Below are 16,808 nucleotides of genomic sequence, written 5' to 3' on the forward strand. Positions count from 1 at the left end.
TTCCGGCGAAGATACCGCTGGAACGCGCGCGTGCCAACGGACGCGCGCCGCGACATACGATTCCTGTTGAATGCGCCGCATCGATGGCGATGCAGCGCCGAACCGAAGGATCGCACCGTGCTCGCGCGCCCGGAGGCGGCCGTCTCGGTGCAGATATAATCGGTGGATTCATCCTACCCCGCTGTCGTTCGGCCAGCTGCCCCCTGCATACGGCCGCCCCATCATGAGGAGCGCATTTGTCCAGCACCGTCGCAATCATCCTGCGTACGCGCGATCGCGAGGTGCTGCTGCGGCGTTCGGTGGCGAGCGTTGCCGAACAGAGCTACCGGGACTACACGCTCGTCGTCGTGAACGACGGCGGTGACCCCGCTACGGTCGAATCCGTCATCGCCGACTTCCCGGGCCTGGCCTCGTCGACGATCGTGCACAATACGGAGTCGGTCGGCCGTGAGGAGGCGGTGAACGTCGGTGCTGCCGCCGACCCCGCGGTTGCTGCCGACTACCTCGCCATCCTCGACGACGACGACTCCTGGGCGCCCGACTACCTGCGGCGGACGGTCGAGGCACTCGACGCATCCGATGACGGCGGCGTCGCCGTTCGCACCGAGGTCGTGTACGAGCGGATCGACGGCGACACCGTCGTGGAGCTCGGACGAGAGATCCTGAAGTCGGATTCCGACCGCGTCACGCTCACGGACACCGTGTACGCGAACTGGGTGCCGCCGACCTCGCTCGTGGTGCGGCGAGCATTGTTCGCCGAGCTCGACGGCTGGAATGGAAGCCTGCCCGTGCTCGCCGACTGGGACTTCAACCTCAGGCTGCTCTCACGCGCGACGATCGGTTTCATCGACGGCGAGCCGCTCGCGTTCTGGCATTGGCGTCAGGATCAGGCCGGGGCGCTCGCCAACAGCGTCGTCGAGCTCGCGAGCGTCCACACCGAGTACGCGCTGCTCATCCGCGACTCCTATCTGAGGTCATCCGGTCGAGAGGCAGGCGACCTCGGCCTGCTGCTGTTCATCGCCGAGTCCTTCCGACGGCAGGGCATCGCCGCCGGTCATTCCACCGACAGGATCGTGCACGCGTCGTCGCACCGGTTCGACCAGCTCGACGCCCGCCTCGACCTCATCAGCGAGCATCTGAAAGGCATGGCCGAGGCCATGTCGGGAATGTCCTCCGCGGTCGAGCGGCTCGAACAGCGCATCACGGAACTCGAAGGCGACCGCTTCAGCTCGAAGCTGGTGCATGCCGCTCAACGCGCGAAGCGACGGATGCTCGGTCGCTCGAAGTCGTGAACCGACGACGCTGCGGTTCCGCCGTACCCCGAGCTGTCGCCCAGGGAATGCCCGATACAATCGAACGATCTCCGGCGCGGCCATCTTCCACGGAGAGCCCCCCTCACCTTCCCCGCAGCTTCGACGTGCAGACGGGCGCTGGAGATCAGATCACCTACTGGAGAAGAAGAGATGACCATGGAGCCTGAGCGTCGGACTGCGACGACCGGACGCACTGCATTCCCCGAGGCAGGACGACGGGTCATCTTCTATCTGCTCTTCGACGTCCGCGGCGACGTCGACGACTACATCGTGTACAAACTGGAACGGCTGCGGCCGCTCACCGAGCACCTCTTCGTCGTGGTCAACGGCTCGCTCTCCGACCGTGGCCGCGCGAAGCTCGACCCGATCGCCGACACGATCCTCGTCCGCGACAACGTGGGCTTCGACGTCTGGGGGTACAAGACGGCGCTCGAGGCGTTCGGCGAGGAGCGCCTCGCCGAGTTCGACGAGCTCATCCTCATGAATTACACCTGGTTCGGCCCGGTTCGACCGTTCGAGCCCGTGTTCGAGCGCATGAACGCCGCCGAAGTCGATTTCTGGGGCATGACCGACCACGCCGGTTCGGTACCGAACCCGTTCACCCTGACCGGCGAGATGCACCAGCACATCCAGTCGCATTGGATCGCGGTCCGGCGCAGCATGTTCACGTCGGAGACGTGGAAGTCGTACTGGCGCGAGATGCCGATGATCGAGTCGTACACGCAGTCGATCCTCAGCCATGAATCGGTCTTCACTCACCACTTCCAGCAGGCCGGTTTCCTCGCGGAGGTCGCCTTCCCAGTCGAGAACTACCCGTCCGATCACCCTGCATTCCTCGACGCCCCTGCGCTGCTCGATGACGGATGCCCCGCGCTGAAGCGCCGACCGTTCTTCCACAGCCCGCTCTACCTCGATCGCGAGGCGGTCATCTCTCGGTGGACGCTCGACCTCGTCGACGGCTACGACTACCCGAAGTCGCTGATGCTCCAGAACCTGGCTCGAAACTCCGAGCCGAAGGTGCTCAACACGGACGCGTCGATGCTCGAGATCCTGCCCGATGTCGACGTCCAGTACGACCCCGAGAATCCGCTTCGCATCGCCGCGATCGTGCACATCTTCTACGAAGATCTCACCGACGAGCTTCTCGATCGATTGGTGACGCTGCCCTCGCCCGTCGACCTCTACGTCACCACGACCAGCGACGAGAAGGCGACGATCATCGCCGAGACGATCGAGCGTCGCGCTGAACCGCTGATCGCGTCGGTCGAGATCCGGGTGCTGCCGTCGAACCGGGGCCGAGACCTGAGTGCCTTCTACGTCGCCTGCCGTGACGTGCTGCTCAATGACGCCTACGACCTCGTGGTGAAGATCCACTCGAAGAAGACCGTGCAGGCGCGACCCAACGCCGGCGAGTTCTTCAAGCGCCAGCAGCTCGAGAACCTGCTCGACTCCACGGGCTACACGGCGAACCTCGTCGGACTCTTCCAGAAGGAACCCGGACTCGGGCTGGTGTTCCCACCGACCATCCACATCGGCTACCCCACGATGGGGCACGCCTGGTTCGCGAACAAGGAACCGACCCAGGAGCTCGCCGACGAGCTCGGGATCAAGGTCCCGCTCGACGAGGTCTCCCCGCTGGCTCCGCTCGGCGCGATGTTCATCGCGCGTCCGCAGGCGTTGCGCCTGCTCGCCGAGGTCGAATGGGGGTACGAGGACTACCTCCCCGAGTCCGAGCACCGCGACGGGAGCCTGGCGCACGTTCAGGAGCGTATCGTGACGTACGCTGCGGCGGAGCTCGGCTACCACACGCGGACGGTCTCCACGACGAGCTACGCCGCCATCAGCCACACCTTCCTGGAGTACAAGCTCGACCAGATGAGCTCGGCGATCGAGGGCTACCCGATCGACCAGATCCACATGATCCGCGGACTCATGCCGACGGCGGTCCTCGGACCGGTCGCGTATGCCAAGCACAATCTGCGGAGCCACCGACCGAAGCTCGCATCGTTCCTGTACGTCATCTACAAGCCGGTGCGGGTTCTCTACCGCGGCGCGCGCTCGGTGCGTCAGCGACTGCGAAGGGGGCCGCGCTGATGCCCAAGACGCTCGCACAGGCCTTCGACCCACGCGCCAACAGCATCGGATTCCTCCGATGGCTGATGGCGTTCATGGTGATCTTCTCGCACGCCGGGCCGCTGGGCGGGTTCTACGGCGGCGAGGACCTCGGGGTCCAGTGGTCGACCGAGCAGTCGCTCGGCGGCGTCGCCGTCGGAGGCTTCTTCTTCTTCTCGGGTTACCTCATCACGCAGAGTCGAATGGGGCGATCAAGCACGCTCCGCTACTTCTGGCGTCGAGCACTCAGGATCATTCCGGCATGGTGGCTCTCCCTCGTCACGATCGCCTTCCTGTTCGGGCCGATCGCGTGGATCCAGGAGACCGGCAGTATCTCGGGCTACTTCAGCTCGCCCGTGGAATCGCCCCTGACGTACTTCTACAACAACATGTGGCTGTCCCTCGGACAGTTCAACATCGCCGGCATGGGTTCGGGTCTGCCGCTCGCGACCGACCACGGCGGTTACAACTGGAACGGATCCGCCTGGACGCTGATCTACGAGTTCCGGGCATACATCCTCATCGGCGTGCTCGGGTTGTTCGGCATCCTCGCCCACAAGTGGTTCAGCGGCATCATCGCCATCGCCATCATCATCCTCGCGTGCCTCCAGTGGATGTATGCGGGCGACCTCTCTCGGGCGCTCCCCCTGCTGCAGAACCCCCTCAACCTGCAGACGCTCGCACCGTTCGCCTTCGGCATGCTGTTCGCGCTCTTCCCGAACAAGATCCCCATCGATGATCGCCTTGCGGTCGGCTCGCTGCTCTTCGCGGTGCTCACCTACGCGAACGGCGGATGGCTCGTGCTCGGCCAGTACGCGTTCGCCTACTTCCTCATGTGGCTCGCGATCCGTGCGACCAAGCTGCAGAACTGGGAGAAGTTCGGCGACTTCTCGTACGGCATCTACCTGTTCGGCTGGCCGGTCATGCAGCTCGCCGGCTACTTCGGTCTGCAGCACGCGGGCTGGCTGGCGTATCACGTGGTCGTCATCCTCGTCTGCCACGTCCTGGCCTTCTTCAGCTGGCACCTCATCGAGAAGCCGGCGATGAGTCTGAAGAATTGGACCCCGGCCCCGCTCGCATGGCTGTTGGCGAAATGGGAGCCGCTGAGCAGCCGATTCAAGACGCGATTCGTGAACCCCGACTACTCGTCCACCTTCTTCGCTGCAGCCTTGCGGAAGAATGCCGCGGAGCAGCGTGACGAGACGACGAGCGAGGAGCGTGTCCGTGAGCCTGCGTGAACTCCCCCCGGAGCAACGGATCGACCGGTCTCGCGATCGATGGCGACGCATCCGGTACATTCCGCTCATCGCCCTCGTCGTGGTCGCGATGATCCTGACGGTGGTCGGGTATTCGGTCGTGCAACGACAGGCTGAGGCGGCACTCGCCGCGGCAGAGGAGGCCGCCGCCACGGCGACCGACGCCCCGAGCCTTCCCCCCGTGGACTACGCGCAGGCGGCGGCCGTCGGGCCGCTCCCCGCCGAAACGGTCACCGCGCTCCCGGAACAATGCCACCCCGACGTCGCTGCGCCTCCGACCGAGCCCTGGCTCGGTGGCGATCCCGCGGCAGCGGAGTCGACCTGGCAGGCGCACGCCGCAGAACTTGCCGAGGGCGTCGTGCTCGGTGAGGACGGCTGGGTCTTCTGGGGAGACATCCAGAACCAGAACTTCTCCCAGGCGGTCGGCCGCCGTGTCCTCTCCGAGGAGGAGACGGCGCAGTGGGCGGACCACCTGCGGAGCGTTCGCGACATGCTCTCCGCGCAGGGCATCCCGCTCTACATCATGGTCACCCCCGCGAAGTGGTCGGTCTATCCCGAGAACCTGCCCGCCTGGGCGAGGGAGATCAGAGGATCGGGCCCGCTCGATCAGTTGATCCACGCCGCGCCCGATCTCCCGATCATCGACTCACGAACCCAGCTTCGCGAGGCGAGCGTCCAGCACCAGACGTTCAGCAGGGTGAACAGTCATTGGACCGATTACGGCGCGTACATGGCGTGGGCCTCGGCAGCCTCGTGCATCGGCACGGTCAACCCGGAGCTCGGCGACCTCGCGCCGCCGACGCTCGCTGGCGTCGAGGCCCCGGTCGACTACAACGAGTTCGCCAGTTACGGATTCGCGAACACCGTGCCGGACTGGACGACCCCGGTCTTCACCAAGTCGCTCCCGCCGGTCACGGTCACCTCGACCGCGGGAACTTCATCGCTGCCCGGCAACCAGGGCATCGACCTCACGCTTCTGCCGGCCACCACCGAGAACCCGGCCGCCGCGACCGACGGCTCTGCCCTGATCCTGCGCGATTCCTTCGGCAACGGTCTCTCACCGTATTGGCAGCAAGCCTTCACGACGACGTGGCAGTATCGCCACAACTACGACGACCCCGCCAACCTGCCCGACATCGCGGCGTTGGTCTCCGAGCACCGGCCCGATGTCGTGATCCTCCAGATCGCCCAACGACACCTGAACATCGCACCGCCTGCGGATGAGTGAGAACAGAGGACATCAGTGAACCCGCCCGACCAGTCGCTTCCGATCGGCACGCGATGAGCGGCGCCGTCACCGCACCAGAGCTGCGGCACGCCATCGCTCTCACCCTGACGCTCGCCTCCCGCGAGATCAAGGCACAGTACACCGGAACGGTCTTCGGGCGACTCTGGTCGTTCGTCAGCCCCCTCGTGACGATCGCGGTCTACACGGTCGTCTTCGGCCTGATCTTCCGCGGCGTCGCCCCGGTCGGCATCAATTCCGGCATCGACTCGTTCGCGATGTGGATCGCGGTCGGCGTCATCAGCTGGACGTACATCTCCGGCTCGATCGCAGGCGCCATGTCCTCGCTCGTCGGCAACGCCGGGCTGCTCGAGAAGGTCTACTTCCCGCGCGCCGTCCTCATCGTCTCCTCGGTGATCACCGCGACCGTCACGTTCCTCACGGAACTGCTGGTGGTCGTGATCATCCTCGCGTTCGTCGGCGGCCCTCAGGTGTTCCTCTGGGTCCCCGTCTCGCTCGTGTTCGTGCTGCTCGCAGCGATGTTCTGCACCGGCATCGGATTCATGCTCGCGATCGCCGTCGTCTGGTTCCGTGACATCGAGCATCTCTGGGGCCTGTTCAACCAGGTGTGGATGTACGCCTCCGGCGTGATCTTCCCGATCACGCTCGTCGCCCAGGCGTCCGAGACTCTGTACGCCCACGGCATCTCGTTCAACGGCGAACCGCTCCCCCTCGTCGAGCTCTTCCGCCTGAATCCGGCCGAGCAGTTCCTGGAAGCCTTCCGCTCCCTCTTCTACGACTACGCGATGCCGTCAGCCCACGTGTGGATCAACTGCAGCATCTGGGCCGTCGGTTCCCTCGTACTCGGGAGCCTCATCTTCCGCGCCAAGCAGGCGCGCATCGTCGAGGAGCTGTGATGAACGACACGGCGGTACGTGTGGAGCACGTGACCAAGTCCTTCCGCGTCTACTCTGAGCGGAACCAATCGTTGAAGGGCGCGGTGCTCTCCGGCGGACGATCGAAGTACGAGGACTTCCTCGCGCTCGACGACGTGTCGCTCGAGATCCCCAAGGGCACCACCTTCGGGCTGCTCGGCCACAACGGCTCCGGCAAGTCGACCCTCTTGAAGACGATCGCGCGGATCCTGGCCCCCGACAAGGGCCGGATCACCGTCGACGGCCGGCTCGCCGCCATGTTGGAGGTCGGTTCCGGCTTCCACCCGAACCTGACCGGCCGCGAGAACGTGTACCTCAACGGCGCCATTCTCGGCATGTCGAAACGCGAGATCGACAGCAAATTCGATTCGATCGTCGACTTCTCGGGCGTCGAGCGGTTCATCGACCAGCCCGTCAAGAACTACTCGAGCGGTATGTACGTACGGCTCGGTTTCGCCGTTTCGATCCACGTCGAACCCGAGATCCTGCTCGTCGACGAGGTTCTCGCCGTCGGTGACATGCAGTTCCAGGAGAAGTGCCTCGACAAGTTCGCAGAGCTGAAGGACTCGGGGCGCACGGTGATCGTCGTCAGCCACGGCTTGGAGCAGATGCGCCACTTCTGCGACCATGCCGCATGGCTCCGGAACGGGCGACTCATCGACGTCGGCTCGGCGATCGAGATCGTCGACGCCTACGCGAACGCGGAGCACAGCGTCCGGCGCGTCGAGAGCGGCGGCGTCCGCTTCGGCAGCGGCGAGGCCGTCGTCACGAAGATCGAATGGCTCGTCGACGGCGTGGACACGCGCACGTCGCGCACCGGTGATGCGGTGACCATTCGGGTGCACTACCGTGCGGAGTCGGAGATCGAACGCCCGACCTTTGGGGTCTCGCTCGATACACGCGACGGTGTGTTCGTGTGGGGCCATCACTCGCTCGACGCCGGGTATGTCGTCGAGAGCATCCGCAAGGGCGAAGGCAGCATCGACGTCTCCATCCCCTCGCTGCCCGTGAGACCGAACTCGTTCGACGTCAGCGCGTCCATCCAGGACGCGACCGCCTCGCATGTGTACGACGCGCTGCAGAAGGCGATCCGCGTCGACGTCCTCCCGGGCAGCCCGTTCGAGTCGGGCGGGCTGACGACGTTCGGCAGCACGTTCACAGGCATCACTCCGGCGCGCCCGCTCATCGAGATTTCGACCTCGACCGACTGATCCCCGCTCTCCGCGGGGCTCGACTCGCCAGCTGCTCTGACGACCGGCTGGCGAGTCGGCGGCGTCGGTCGGAGGTGGAGCCTGCGGCGACTACTCGCTGATTCGTGCGTCGATCTCGGCGCCGAGCCTCGGCGCGAGCAATCTCGAGAACGTCGAAGTGAGGTGGGAACCCGGCGCATCCTGATAGATGATGACGTTCCCGTCGATGCTCATGCACTCGGTCTCGGTGCAGAAGAGGTCCTGCATCGGCACCGCCTCGAGGCCGAGCGACTTCGCGATCGGCACGACCCGGTCGGGATACTTGTCCAGCGCCTCGGCGACCGGCGTCGTGCACTTCACCGAAGCAGCAGGATCCCCACCGGCTGCGTCCAGGCAGTCGAATGTGGATGTGGGGTGGAACGGCACGTCCTCGATCAGCATCAAGGGAACTCCGGAGTCGTGCAGTCGTGTGACCGATGCGGCAACGTCATCGATGTCGGAGCCGGCGTACCGGTAGGCGCTGTACACGACGAGGTCGTATCCACCGGTGATGATCCGGTCGCTCATCTCCGCACCCCCCTTGCACTCCTGCCAGGTGGTGTCGTCGCAATTCATCCCGACGTAGGTCGTCAGCTTCCAGCCGCGATCCTCGACGATGTCGATCAGCGCCGGAATGAAGTGCGCTGCGTGCGAATCCCCGGTCACAGCGATCGAGACGTCAGCGTCATCCACGCCGTAGCTGCAGATATACGGTCCCGTCTTGTTCATGTCGAAGCACTCGAAGATCTCGTCATGATCACCTGCACGGTTGGCCAGCGAAGGTGTCAGCGGCGCGAGGGGATCCGTCGCCTCGCCGAGTTCGTTCGCAACTCCGCCGCCCGCGACGGCGGTCGAGCCCGCGAACTGGATCGAGGCCAAGCCGACCACGGCGACCGTGCACACGGCCAGCACGCCGACCGATGCGGGATAGAACCCGCGCCACCACCGCTGTCGCCAGAACCGTCGATACCTGAACGGATCCTCGATGAAGATCTTGCTGAGCGCGGCGAGCCCGAAGGTCGCGACGAGGATGCCGATTTTTGCAGGGGTCGACAACGCGCCGCCGAGCATGGCCGAGGCGACGATGATGAGCGGCCAGTGCCACAGATAGACGCCGTACGAGATGTCACCGAGGTATGTCACGGGACGGAATCCGGCCAGCGCGGTCGGCGCAAAGGGTCGCCGGATATCGCCGCCCCAGATGAAGAGGCAGGCGCCGAGTACCGGGATCGCCGCGACCGCACCCGGGAACGGCACTTGAGTCGTCAGCACGAGCATCGTGCCGATCATCAAGGCGAAGCCCGCCCAGGACGCAGCCAACCGCACGCTGGGTGTACGGGCGCCCCTCGCCACCGGTGCCGGTTGCGGCAGGAATGCCAGCATCGCGCCGGCGGCGAACTCCCATGCTCGAGTGGGGGTTGCGAAATAGGCGAGGCCGGGGCTGTTCGGGGTGATCCAGATCGAGTACGCGAACGACGCGACGAAGACGGCGAGGATGGCGAGGAACGCCGCGAGCCGAATGCGTCGTCGACGCACCGCTTCGCTCCGCTCGACTCCGTGGGCGGCGCGCCCCGCGATCCAAACGGCGAGCAGCAGGAGCAACGGCCAGACGATGTAGAACTGCTCCTCGACGGAGAGCGACCAGAAGTGCTGCACGATCGTCGGCGCCTGGTCGCGCGCGAGATAGTCCACGGACCCTGCAGCCAGGTTCCAATTCTCGACATACAGGGCGGACGCGATGATGCCCTGCAGCGAGACCTTCCAGACCGACTGCGGGAGAAAGGCGAAAATCGCCACGACTGAGGCGAGCAGCACGACCGACGCGAGCGGCAGCAGGCGCCGCGCGCGGTTCGCCCAGAACTTGCCGAGGTGCACTCCGTCCGCTCCTTCTGCGCTGCGGAGGAGGTGGGCGGTGATGAGGAACCCCGAGATGACGAAGAAGACGTCGACGCCGACGAAACCTCCGGGCACGCGATTCGGCCAGAGGTGGTAGGCGAGGACGCCGCCGACCGCGAGCGCGCGGAGCAATTGGATGTCCAGTCGCACGCGAAGGACCTTCTCAGCCATACGCTCGCCCAGTTCCCTTCGCCGGCATCAAGCGCGATCTGCGCGCATTCGACGACACAGCCGGGTCACTCGAACCTCAGCATTCTACCTTTGCGGCGGGGCGCGCCTGACCGCCGTGTCGCGCGTCGTCTGATATGCGGGCCGAGTTCACCCCGACCACTCGCGCCCGGCACGGATCGGACCAGCCACATCGGCGCCCATGGCGCGGCGTCTTGCGCACGAGACGCACCGGGGGCAGTCTGGAGCCGAATCGGCGCGTGGGGCGCCTCGTCGGGGGAGTTCATGTGCGCGGTCCATTTCGAAAGGCTCTGAGCTTCATCACCTCGGTCGCACTGCTCAGTGCGCTCCTCACCGTGTTCGCGCCGATCGGCACCCAGTCAGCGTCGGCCGCGACCGGTTCGGACTTCGATCCCGGGTACCTGGTCTCCGACGAGAACTTCTACAACGGCTCGGCCATGGGGTTCGCCGACGTGCAGAACTTCATTCTGAGCAAGAATTCGCAGTGCTCATCGAGCTACGCCTGCCTGTGGAACTATCGGCAGAACACACCGTCCATGCCCGCGTCGGCGTATTGCGCGGCGATGCCGGGCCAGCCGAACGAGCCGGCGTCCAGCATCATCGCACGCGTGGGCGCGGCCTGCGGGCTGAGCCAGCACGCCCTCCTCGTCATCCTGCAGAAGGAGCAGAGCCTCGTCACGTCCACGAACCCGTCGCGGCGTTCGTTCGAAGCGGCCACGGGGTTCGGTTGCCCGGATACCGCGCCGTGCGACGCGTCCTACGGCGGATTCTTCTACCAGGTGTACAACGCGGCCCGGCAGTTCCAGGTCTATCGCGCTCGCCCGACGTCGTTCAATCATCAGCCCCTCGCGACGAACAACATCCTCTTCCACCCCGTCGCCTCCTGCGGGACCTCTCCCGTTTTCATCCTGAACTGGGCGACCGCGGGTCTCTACAACTACACGCCGTACCAGCCCAACGGTGCAGCCCTGGACAATCTGTACGGCACGGGAGACGGCTGCTCGGCGTACGGCAATCGCAACTTCTGGCGCATGTGGACGGACTGGTTCGGTTCTCCGACCTCCACTCCCGTCAGCGTCTTCCACCTCGTGGGCACGAACAGCAACTTCCTCATCAGCGGCCGCATGCGCTACCCGCTGGCCGCCGAGGCGGTCGGCAACTTCCGTGCGCTCGGACCCGTGTACGAGATCACGCAGAGCCAATTGGATGCGTTTCGACAGGGTGACTCCATCTCGCGGGCCGTGCGCACCTCCGACGGTGCCGCGTATCTCATCGATCAGGGCCGCCGACTCCGCTTCGGCAACTGCGGCCAGGTTCAGGACTTCGGACTCTCCTGCAACAGCCTCGCCACGGTCACGCGCGACCAGATCGTCGGTCTACCCGATGGCGGATGGCTCTCGAGCCTCGTCGCGCTGCCCGATGGGTCCACATGGCTGATGCAGGGTGGGCAACGACGGGAGACGCCCGACCCCTCGGTGCTCGCGCCCTACGGGATCACCGGTCCGCCGAGCTCCGTTTCGCCTGCAGCTCTCGGAGGCGCTCCGATCGGCGCCCCTGTGCTCGGCGCGGGCGTCTTCGCCGACTCCTCGGGGGCACTCCGGATCGTCACCAACGGCGGGAGCTTCTACGCATCTGCTCCGACCGTTCCCGTGCTCGCACCGCTCGCCCGTTCCCTCACCTCTGCTTCGCTGTCGACGATCTCCACGTCGGGCCCGCTTCCGATTCGGATGAGGTCGGGATCGCACGCCTTCGTGCTCGTCGACGGCGGATGGCTCGAGGTATCGGCCGCGGCCTATGGCGGCAACGGCGCGTTCACGGCCCTCGCCGATGGCGCGTGGGCGGGAATCCCCCTCGTTCGCGTGCAACCCAGCCCGCACTTCATTCGTGAGCGCTCGTCGGCCCAGGTCTATCTCATCTCTGGAGGGTATCGCCAGCCTGTCGCCGACCAGGCCGCGCAGGACTGGATCTCTTCGGCGTACGGCGTCGAGAACAAGGTGTGGGTGACGCCCGACGGCGGACTCGACGGAATCCTGCTTCAGATCCCCGGCCTGCGCATCGTTGCCAACGGCGGCGAGGCATACCTCATCGACGGTGACGCGCGATTCCTCTTCCGTGACTGCGCACAGGTCACCGATTTCGGTCAGCGCTGCGGTTCCCTGCCCGGCATCTCTTCGATCGACCTGGCACGGTATCGGGACGCGGGCGCACTCCACAACCTCGTCCGCCTCCCCGACGGCCGAGTCTGGTTCATCCAGGCCGGTGCGAGGCGAGAGACGCCCGATCCATCGGTTCTCGCCCCCTACGGCATCCCAGCGACGACGACGGCTCTGCCGACGACGACGATCAGATCGGCCTGGGTGGGCCCGCCGGTCCTCGGCCCCGGGGTGTACTTCAACGGGCAGGGCGCCTATCGCGCAGCGACCGTGGGCGGAAACTTCGATCTCACATCCGCCGCCACCGCGGCGATCGGGTCCGGTGCGCGAGCACTCACGGTCGAGTCGTTCGCTCAGTTCCGCAGCGACGGCGAACTGCCGCTGCTCCTCGAGAGCGGCGGCCGGCGCTTCCTTCTGATCAGCGGGGGGTGGCTGGAGGTCTCCGCTGAGGTCTACGGGGCAGCGTCCTTCACCGCGAAGCCGAATGGGGCATGGTCGGCGACACCGATCCTCGCCCAACGGCCGACCCCACAGTTCGTCAGGGAGGCCTCAGGCCAGCAGGTCTTCCTGCTCTCGGGCGGATCACGCCGGCCCGTCGCCAGTCAGTCCGAGCAGGACTGGATCAGCGCGGCCTACGGCGTTGAGAACCGCGTGTGGATCGCAGCGGACGGCGCACTCGCGCCCGTTCCCACCATCGTCGACACGGCGGCTCAGCCGATGGTCAAGACCTCGCCCAACGCGTACTACCTCATCGACAACGGTCGCTCGTATCGGTTCTCCGGGTGCCCCCAGGTACAGGCATTCGGCGGCGTGTGCGAATCGGTACCCATGATCTCCGAATCGCAGTTGCAGGGGTATCCCTCAGGAGGTGCGCTCAACAGCCTTGTCACGCTTCCCGACGGCGTGAACTGGTTCATGCAATCGGGGCAGCGACGGGAGACCCCAGATCCGAGCGTGCTCGCGCCCTACGGGGTCCCCACGACCCCGACTGGCCTCGTCACCACGCGTTTCAACTCGCTCCCCGTCGGTTCCCCCGTGCTTCGAGCGGGCGTCTACTCGCCGGGGGACGGCCGCGCCGCACTGGTGACGTCGGGCGGAAGTTGGCGGCTCACCGCGGCCGCGACGGCCCTGCAAGCACCCTCCGTCGTGCGCCTCACTCCCCCGTCGTTCGACCTGCTCGGCGCGACGGCCGACCTCCCGCTGCGCATACGAGCCGGCGATCTCGCACTGGTCGCCATCGACGGCGGATGGTTGGCCGTCGATGCGAACGCCTACGGCGGCGCGGGTGTCTTCACCTCGATGACCCCGGACGCCTCCGCCGGTATTCGCCTCGTCGCGACGGTCACCCGTCCGCACTTCGTCAAGGAACGCTCGAGCTCGCAGGTGTTCCTGGTCTCAGGAGGCGCGATTCAGCCGGTATCGAGTCAAGCGGAACAGGACTGGATCTCCCGGACGTACGGCGTGGAGAATCGCGTCTGGATCGCTGCCGACGGCGCATTGAACGGTATCGCCCGCCGCTGATCGCGGCGTTGTGCAGCTCGTTGGCTCCTCGCACCGTGGAACGGGTGAGCGCGCGCGGATGGGAGAATGTCGGGATGCCAGCAACTCCCCTCGCCGAACGGAGCGCCGTGCACGCGCCCGACAGCGTGCCCGCTCCACGCAAGCGCGCCCGCGCGACGTGGCCCGTCGTCGCCGTGGTGGTCGGTGCGATCGTCGTCTTCGCCGCGCATTTCCGGCCTTGGGAGGGCGGGCTCTACGAAGAATGGACGCTCGCACGCTACTGGCAGCTCTGGGGTGGTCGAACCACCTTCGCCGCGTTCGCCGAACTGATGCTCAGCCGCCCGCTTCACCTCGTGCCGACATTCACCGGCGTCGCGATCGGCGGTGGCGAACCGTCCGGCATCTTCGTCGTCATGGGGCTCGTGGCTGCGGGGCAGTTCCTCGCTGTCCTGTGGGCACTGAGGCCGATCTCCCGTTCGATCTGGATCAACATCGGGGTGGCGCTCGTCATCGGGCTGCACCCGTTGTGGCCAGGTGGATTCCTCCAGCGATTCCTGCCGGCGCAGACCTCGATCCTCGCGCTCCTCATCGCCGCAGGGTTCATGATCCGCTGGCTCCAGCAAGGCCGAGCCCGCTGGCTGATCGGAGCGTGCCTCGCGCTGCTGCTGGGATTCGCCGTGTATCAAGGACCCGCCGGCGTCGCGCCGATCCTGGCGATCGTGCTCGCCTTGACCGTCTCCGCCGGCTGGCGGCGGAAGATCCTACTGGTCGTCGCCGCCACCGCATCGACCGTCGTCATGGCGTTGTACGCGATCGTGATCGTGAGGATCGTGGTTCCCCCCGAACGGGCGAGTTACGAACTGATGAATCTGGAGTCTTCCGGCGCGCAGAGCCCCAGCGAAGTCGTCAGGCTCGTCGGCGGGACGCTCGTCGGCGAAGGAAGGCCGTTGCTTCTCGGGATCTTCGTCGTCGTCGCCCTGGGCGCTCTCCTGTCGCTCACGCGTGCCATTCCGTACACGGCGGGCTGGCTCATGGCCGGCGTGGCGCTCGCGAGCCCGGTGTGCGCCTTTGTCTACTTCGGGAACGTCGAATGGTTGCAAGACATCGACCGGGTCGGATTCGCCGTCGCATTGGCGCTCTCCGTGGCGTTGCTGATCTGGCCGATCACGGCCGCAGCTCGGCCGCGACGGCTTCAACTCGCGGTGACCGCCGTGCTCGTCGCGATCGCCTGCGCGGGGGCCGCGGCGGGGATCGCCGTCTGGCAGCCCTACCTCCACGTTCAGCAGCGGCTTCTCGGTTCGCTCGCACCGATCGTCCACGAGACCGCCGACAGCGATACCGTCGTCGTCGTCGACTACTCGGGAACGTTCGGCGATCTGCTCACCCTGCCGAACGGCTACCTGAGCGGCGCGTCCTTCATCGCCAACCATGATGCGACCAATGTCTTGATCTGCTACCCGCCGGATGGGAGCCACCCCGTACCGGCGGGCAATGTCTTCTGCGACCCGGATACCCTCGCCGGGCTGCGCTCGGCCGGCGACCTCACGATGCCGGGCGGCACCGTCGACTTCTACGTCGGAACCGTCGATGAAGCCCAGTTCCTCAGCGGAACCGGCTGACGTGCTCCGGTCGCCGACCGCCACGGTCGGCGGGGTGCACCTCGGAACCCGCGCTAGCGGTTCGTCAGCGCGATGAACTCCTGATAGTCCCGAATGTAGTCGGAGTCCTCATACGGGCGTGAGGCGAACACGGCGAGCACCGCGTCGGGGCTGTACCGGTATTGGGTGCCCCAGGTCATCGGAGGCATGTACAGCCCCTTCGACGGGTCATCGAGAAGGTACTCCGCACGTGACGTACCGTCGTCCACGATGCAGGAGACGCTGCCGTGAACCGCGACGAGGAACTGTTCGCACTCGTAGTGCGCGTGCGCGCCGCGCACCTCCTTCGAGGGCACGCCATGCACGAAGAAGATGCGGCGCGGTGCGAAGGGCAGATCGTCGGCGAGGTCGATCGGCAGCAGGTCGCCGCGGATGTCGCTCACGGTGCGCAGCAGGGTCAGTCCTTCGACGAGCCGTGCGGCCGACCCGGGCTCGGCGTCCCGCCTTGCCGTGGCTCCTTCATATCCGACGATGCGAGCGGGGTTGCCGACGACGATCGCATGCGGCGGCACGTCCTTGGTGACCACGGATCCTGCGCCGATCATCGCCCGGCGTCCCACACGGATCCCCGGAAGGATCACCGCCCCGCCGCCGATCGATGCGCCCGCCTCGATGGTCGTCACTGCGAAGGCTTCGGGGTACTGCTTGCTGCGAGGGAACGGGTCGTTCGTGAAGGTCACGTTCGGTCCGACGAACACGTCATCGCCCAAGCGGATGCCATCCCAGACCTGAACCCCTGACTTCAGCGTCACACGGTCGCCGATCACGACATCGTTCTCGACGAAGACATGATCGTTGATGTTCACGTCCGCTCCGATCGAAGCGCCGGGAAGCACATGGGAGAACGCCCAGATCCGTGTTCCCCTGCCCACCGTCGTGCTCTCGCAGATGGCGTGCGAATGTACGAAGGGTTCCCGATCGTCACTCATGTGTCTCCTCCTGATTGTGATGTTCCCGTTGATCCTCTCGGAAGACGAGTCGTCCTGCCACGAATCCGAGCGGCGCCGTCACGAGCACGCTGAGAACGTTCAGTGCGTCGGGCCAGTCGAACGTCTGGATGACCGCGACACACGCGAGTCCGACGAAATAGATCGCGATGTAGCAGCACGCGTAGAGCAACGACACCCGCCAGGATGCTGCGCGCGTAAACACCCAACGACTCGCGAAGAGCGTCGAATACACGAGGCCGGCGCCGAAAGCGATCGTGTAGGCCAGCCAACCCTCCATGAGGTAGCTGAGCACGATGAGCAGCAGCGACGTCGCAAGGGTATTGGTGCCGCCCACGACGAGGAACCGCCAGGCTGCCCCCAGGAACGAGCGGGGCGCCTCGCCCGAGCCCACG

Annotated in this window: 11 protein-coding genes; 8 read left to right on the top strand and 3 right to left on the bottom strand. The window is 66.1% G+C overall.

Features of this window, described 5'->3' with window-relative positions; all coding sequences use genetic code 11:
• Nucleotides 1-236 precede the first annotated feature (236 nt).
• From ACFVTX_RS13865 to ACFVTX_RS13890, 6 genes are all read left to right on the top strand, one after another.
• Nucleotides 237-1,292: a glycosyltransferase family 2 protein gene (locus tag ACFVTX_RS13865; protein ID WP_386901035.1), complete on the top strand. Its 1,056-nt coding sequence runs from the start codon at nt 237-239 to the stop codon at nt 1,290-1,292.
• A 171-nt stretch (nt 1,293-1,463) separates the two neighbouring features.
• On the top strand, nt 1,464-3,407 hold the full coding sequence (locus ACFVTX_RS13870; protein WP_386901037.1) for a rhamnan synthesis F family protein: 1,944 nt from the start codon (nt 1,464-1,466) through the stop codon (nt 3,405-3,407).
• A complete protein-coding gene (locus ACFVTX_RS13875) occupies nt 3,407-4,663 on the top strand; it encodes an acyltransferase family protein (RefSeq protein WP_386901039.1) in 1,257 nt (418 codons plus the stop codon). Before ACFVTX_RS13870 ends, ACFVTX_RS13875 begins: the two co-directional genes overlap by 1 nt.
• Nucleotides 4,650-5,909 (top strand): hypothetical protein, encoded by a 1,260-nt coding sequence (locus ACFVTX_RS13880; RefSeq protein WP_386901041.1) that lies wholly within the window; start codon nt 4,650-4,652, stop codon nt 5,907-5,909. The genes ACFVTX_RS13875 and ACFVTX_RS13880 overlap by 14 nt, the downstream gene beginning before the upstream one ends.
• Before the next feature lie 53 nt (nt 5,910-5,962).
• Nucleotides 5,963-6,823 carry an ABC transporter permease gene (locus tag ACFVTX_RS13885; protein WP_386901043.1) on the top strand — a complete coding sequence of 287 codons (861 nt, stop codon included), beginning with the start codon at nt 5,963-5,965 and terminating at the stop codon, nt 6,821-6,823.
• The gene (locus ACFVTX_RS13890) at nt 6,823-8,052 is read left to right on the top strand and encodes an ABC transporter ATP-binding protein (RefSeq protein WP_386901045.1); all 1,230 of its coding nucleotides are present in this window, start codon (nt 6,823-6,825) and stop codon (nt 8,050-8,052) included. Before ACFVTX_RS13885 ends, ACFVTX_RS13890 begins: the two co-directional genes overlap by 1 nt.
• A 90-nt stretch (nt 8,053-8,142) precedes the next feature.
• Here ACFVTX_RS13890 and ACFVTX_RS13895 read toward each other — a convergent pair whose 3' ends face one another.
• Nucleotides 8,143-10,137: an acyltransferase family protein gene (locus ACFVTX_RS13895; protein ID WP_386901047.1), complete on the bottom strand. Its 1,995-nt coding sequence runs from the start codon at nt 10,135-10,137 to the stop codon at nt 8,143-8,145.
• Nucleotides 10,138-10,394: 257 nt separating this feature from the next.
• On the opposite strand from ACFVTX_RS13895, the gene ACFVTX_RS13900 reads away from it, so the two are divergent.
• Together ACFVTX_RS13900 and ACFVTX_RS13905 are read left to right on the top strand one after the other, a co-directional pair.
• Nucleotides 10,395-13,829: a hypothetical protein gene (locus tag ACFVTX_RS13900; RefSeq protein WP_386901048.1), complete on the top strand. Its 3,435-nt coding sequence runs from the start codon at nt 10,395-10,397 to the stop codon at nt 13,827-13,829.
• 74 nt (nt 13,830-13,903) lie between these two features.
• Nucleotides 13,904-15,427, top strand: a complete 1,524-nt coding sequence (locus ACFVTX_RS13905; RefSeq protein ID WP_386901050.1) for a hypothetical protein — start codon at nt 13,904-13,906, stop codon at nt 15,425-15,427.
• Nucleotides 15,428-15,480: 53 nt separating this feature from the next.
• On the opposite strand, the gene ACFVTX_RS13910 is transcribed toward ACFVTX_RS13905, so the two are convergent.
• Nucleotides 15,481-16,395, bottom strand: a complete 915-nt coding sequence (locus ACFVTX_RS13910; RefSeq protein ID WP_386901052.1) for a WxcM-like domain-containing protein — start codon at nt 16,393-16,395, stop codon at nt 15,481-15,483.
• Nucleotides 16,388-16,807 carry a GtrA family protein gene (locus ACFVTX_RS13915; protein WP_386901054.1) on the bottom strand — a complete coding sequence of 140 codons (420 nt, stop codon included), beginning with the start codon at nt 16,805-16,807 and terminating at the stop codon, nt 16,388-16,390. The genes ACFVTX_RS13910 and ACFVTX_RS13915 overlap by 8 nt, the downstream gene beginning before the upstream one ends.
• Between the last annotated feature and the right edge of the window lies 1 nt (nt 16,808).

The sequence above is a fragment of the Agromyces sp. NPDC058136 genome (assembly GCF_042884375.1).
Lineage (GTDB): Bacteria > Actinomycetota > Actinomycetes > Actinomycetales > Microbacteriaceae > Agromyces.

Coding starts and splice junctions, on each gene's coding strand:
- ACFVTX_RS13890 (WP_386901045.1), top strand. CDS start 6,823: ATGAACGACACGGCGGTACGTGTGGAGCACGTGACCAAGTCCTTCCGC.
- ACFVTX_RS13885 (WP_386901043.1), top strand. CDS start 5,963: ATGAGCGGCGCCGTCACCGCACCAGAGCTGCGGCACGCCATCGCTCTC.
- ACFVTX_RS13895 (WP_386901047.1), bottom strand. CDS start 10,137: ATGGCTGAGAAGGTCCTTCGCGTGCGACTGGACATCCAATTGCTCCGC.
- ACFVTX_RS13905 (WP_386901050.1), top strand. CDS start 13,904: ATGCCAGCAACTCCCCTCGCCGAACGGAGCGCCGTGCACGCGCCCGAC.
- ACFVTX_RS13870 (WP_386901037.1), top strand. CDS start 1,464: ATGACCATGGAGCCTGAGCGTCGGACTGCGACGACCGGACGCACTGCA.
- ACFVTX_RS13910 (WP_386901052.1), bottom strand. CDS start 16,395: ATGAGTGACGATCGGGAACCCTTCGTACATTCGCACGCCATCTGCGAG.
- ACFVTX_RS13875 (WP_386901039.1), top strand. CDS start 3,407: ATGCCCAAGACGCTCGCACAGGCCTTCGACCCACGCGCCAACAGCATC.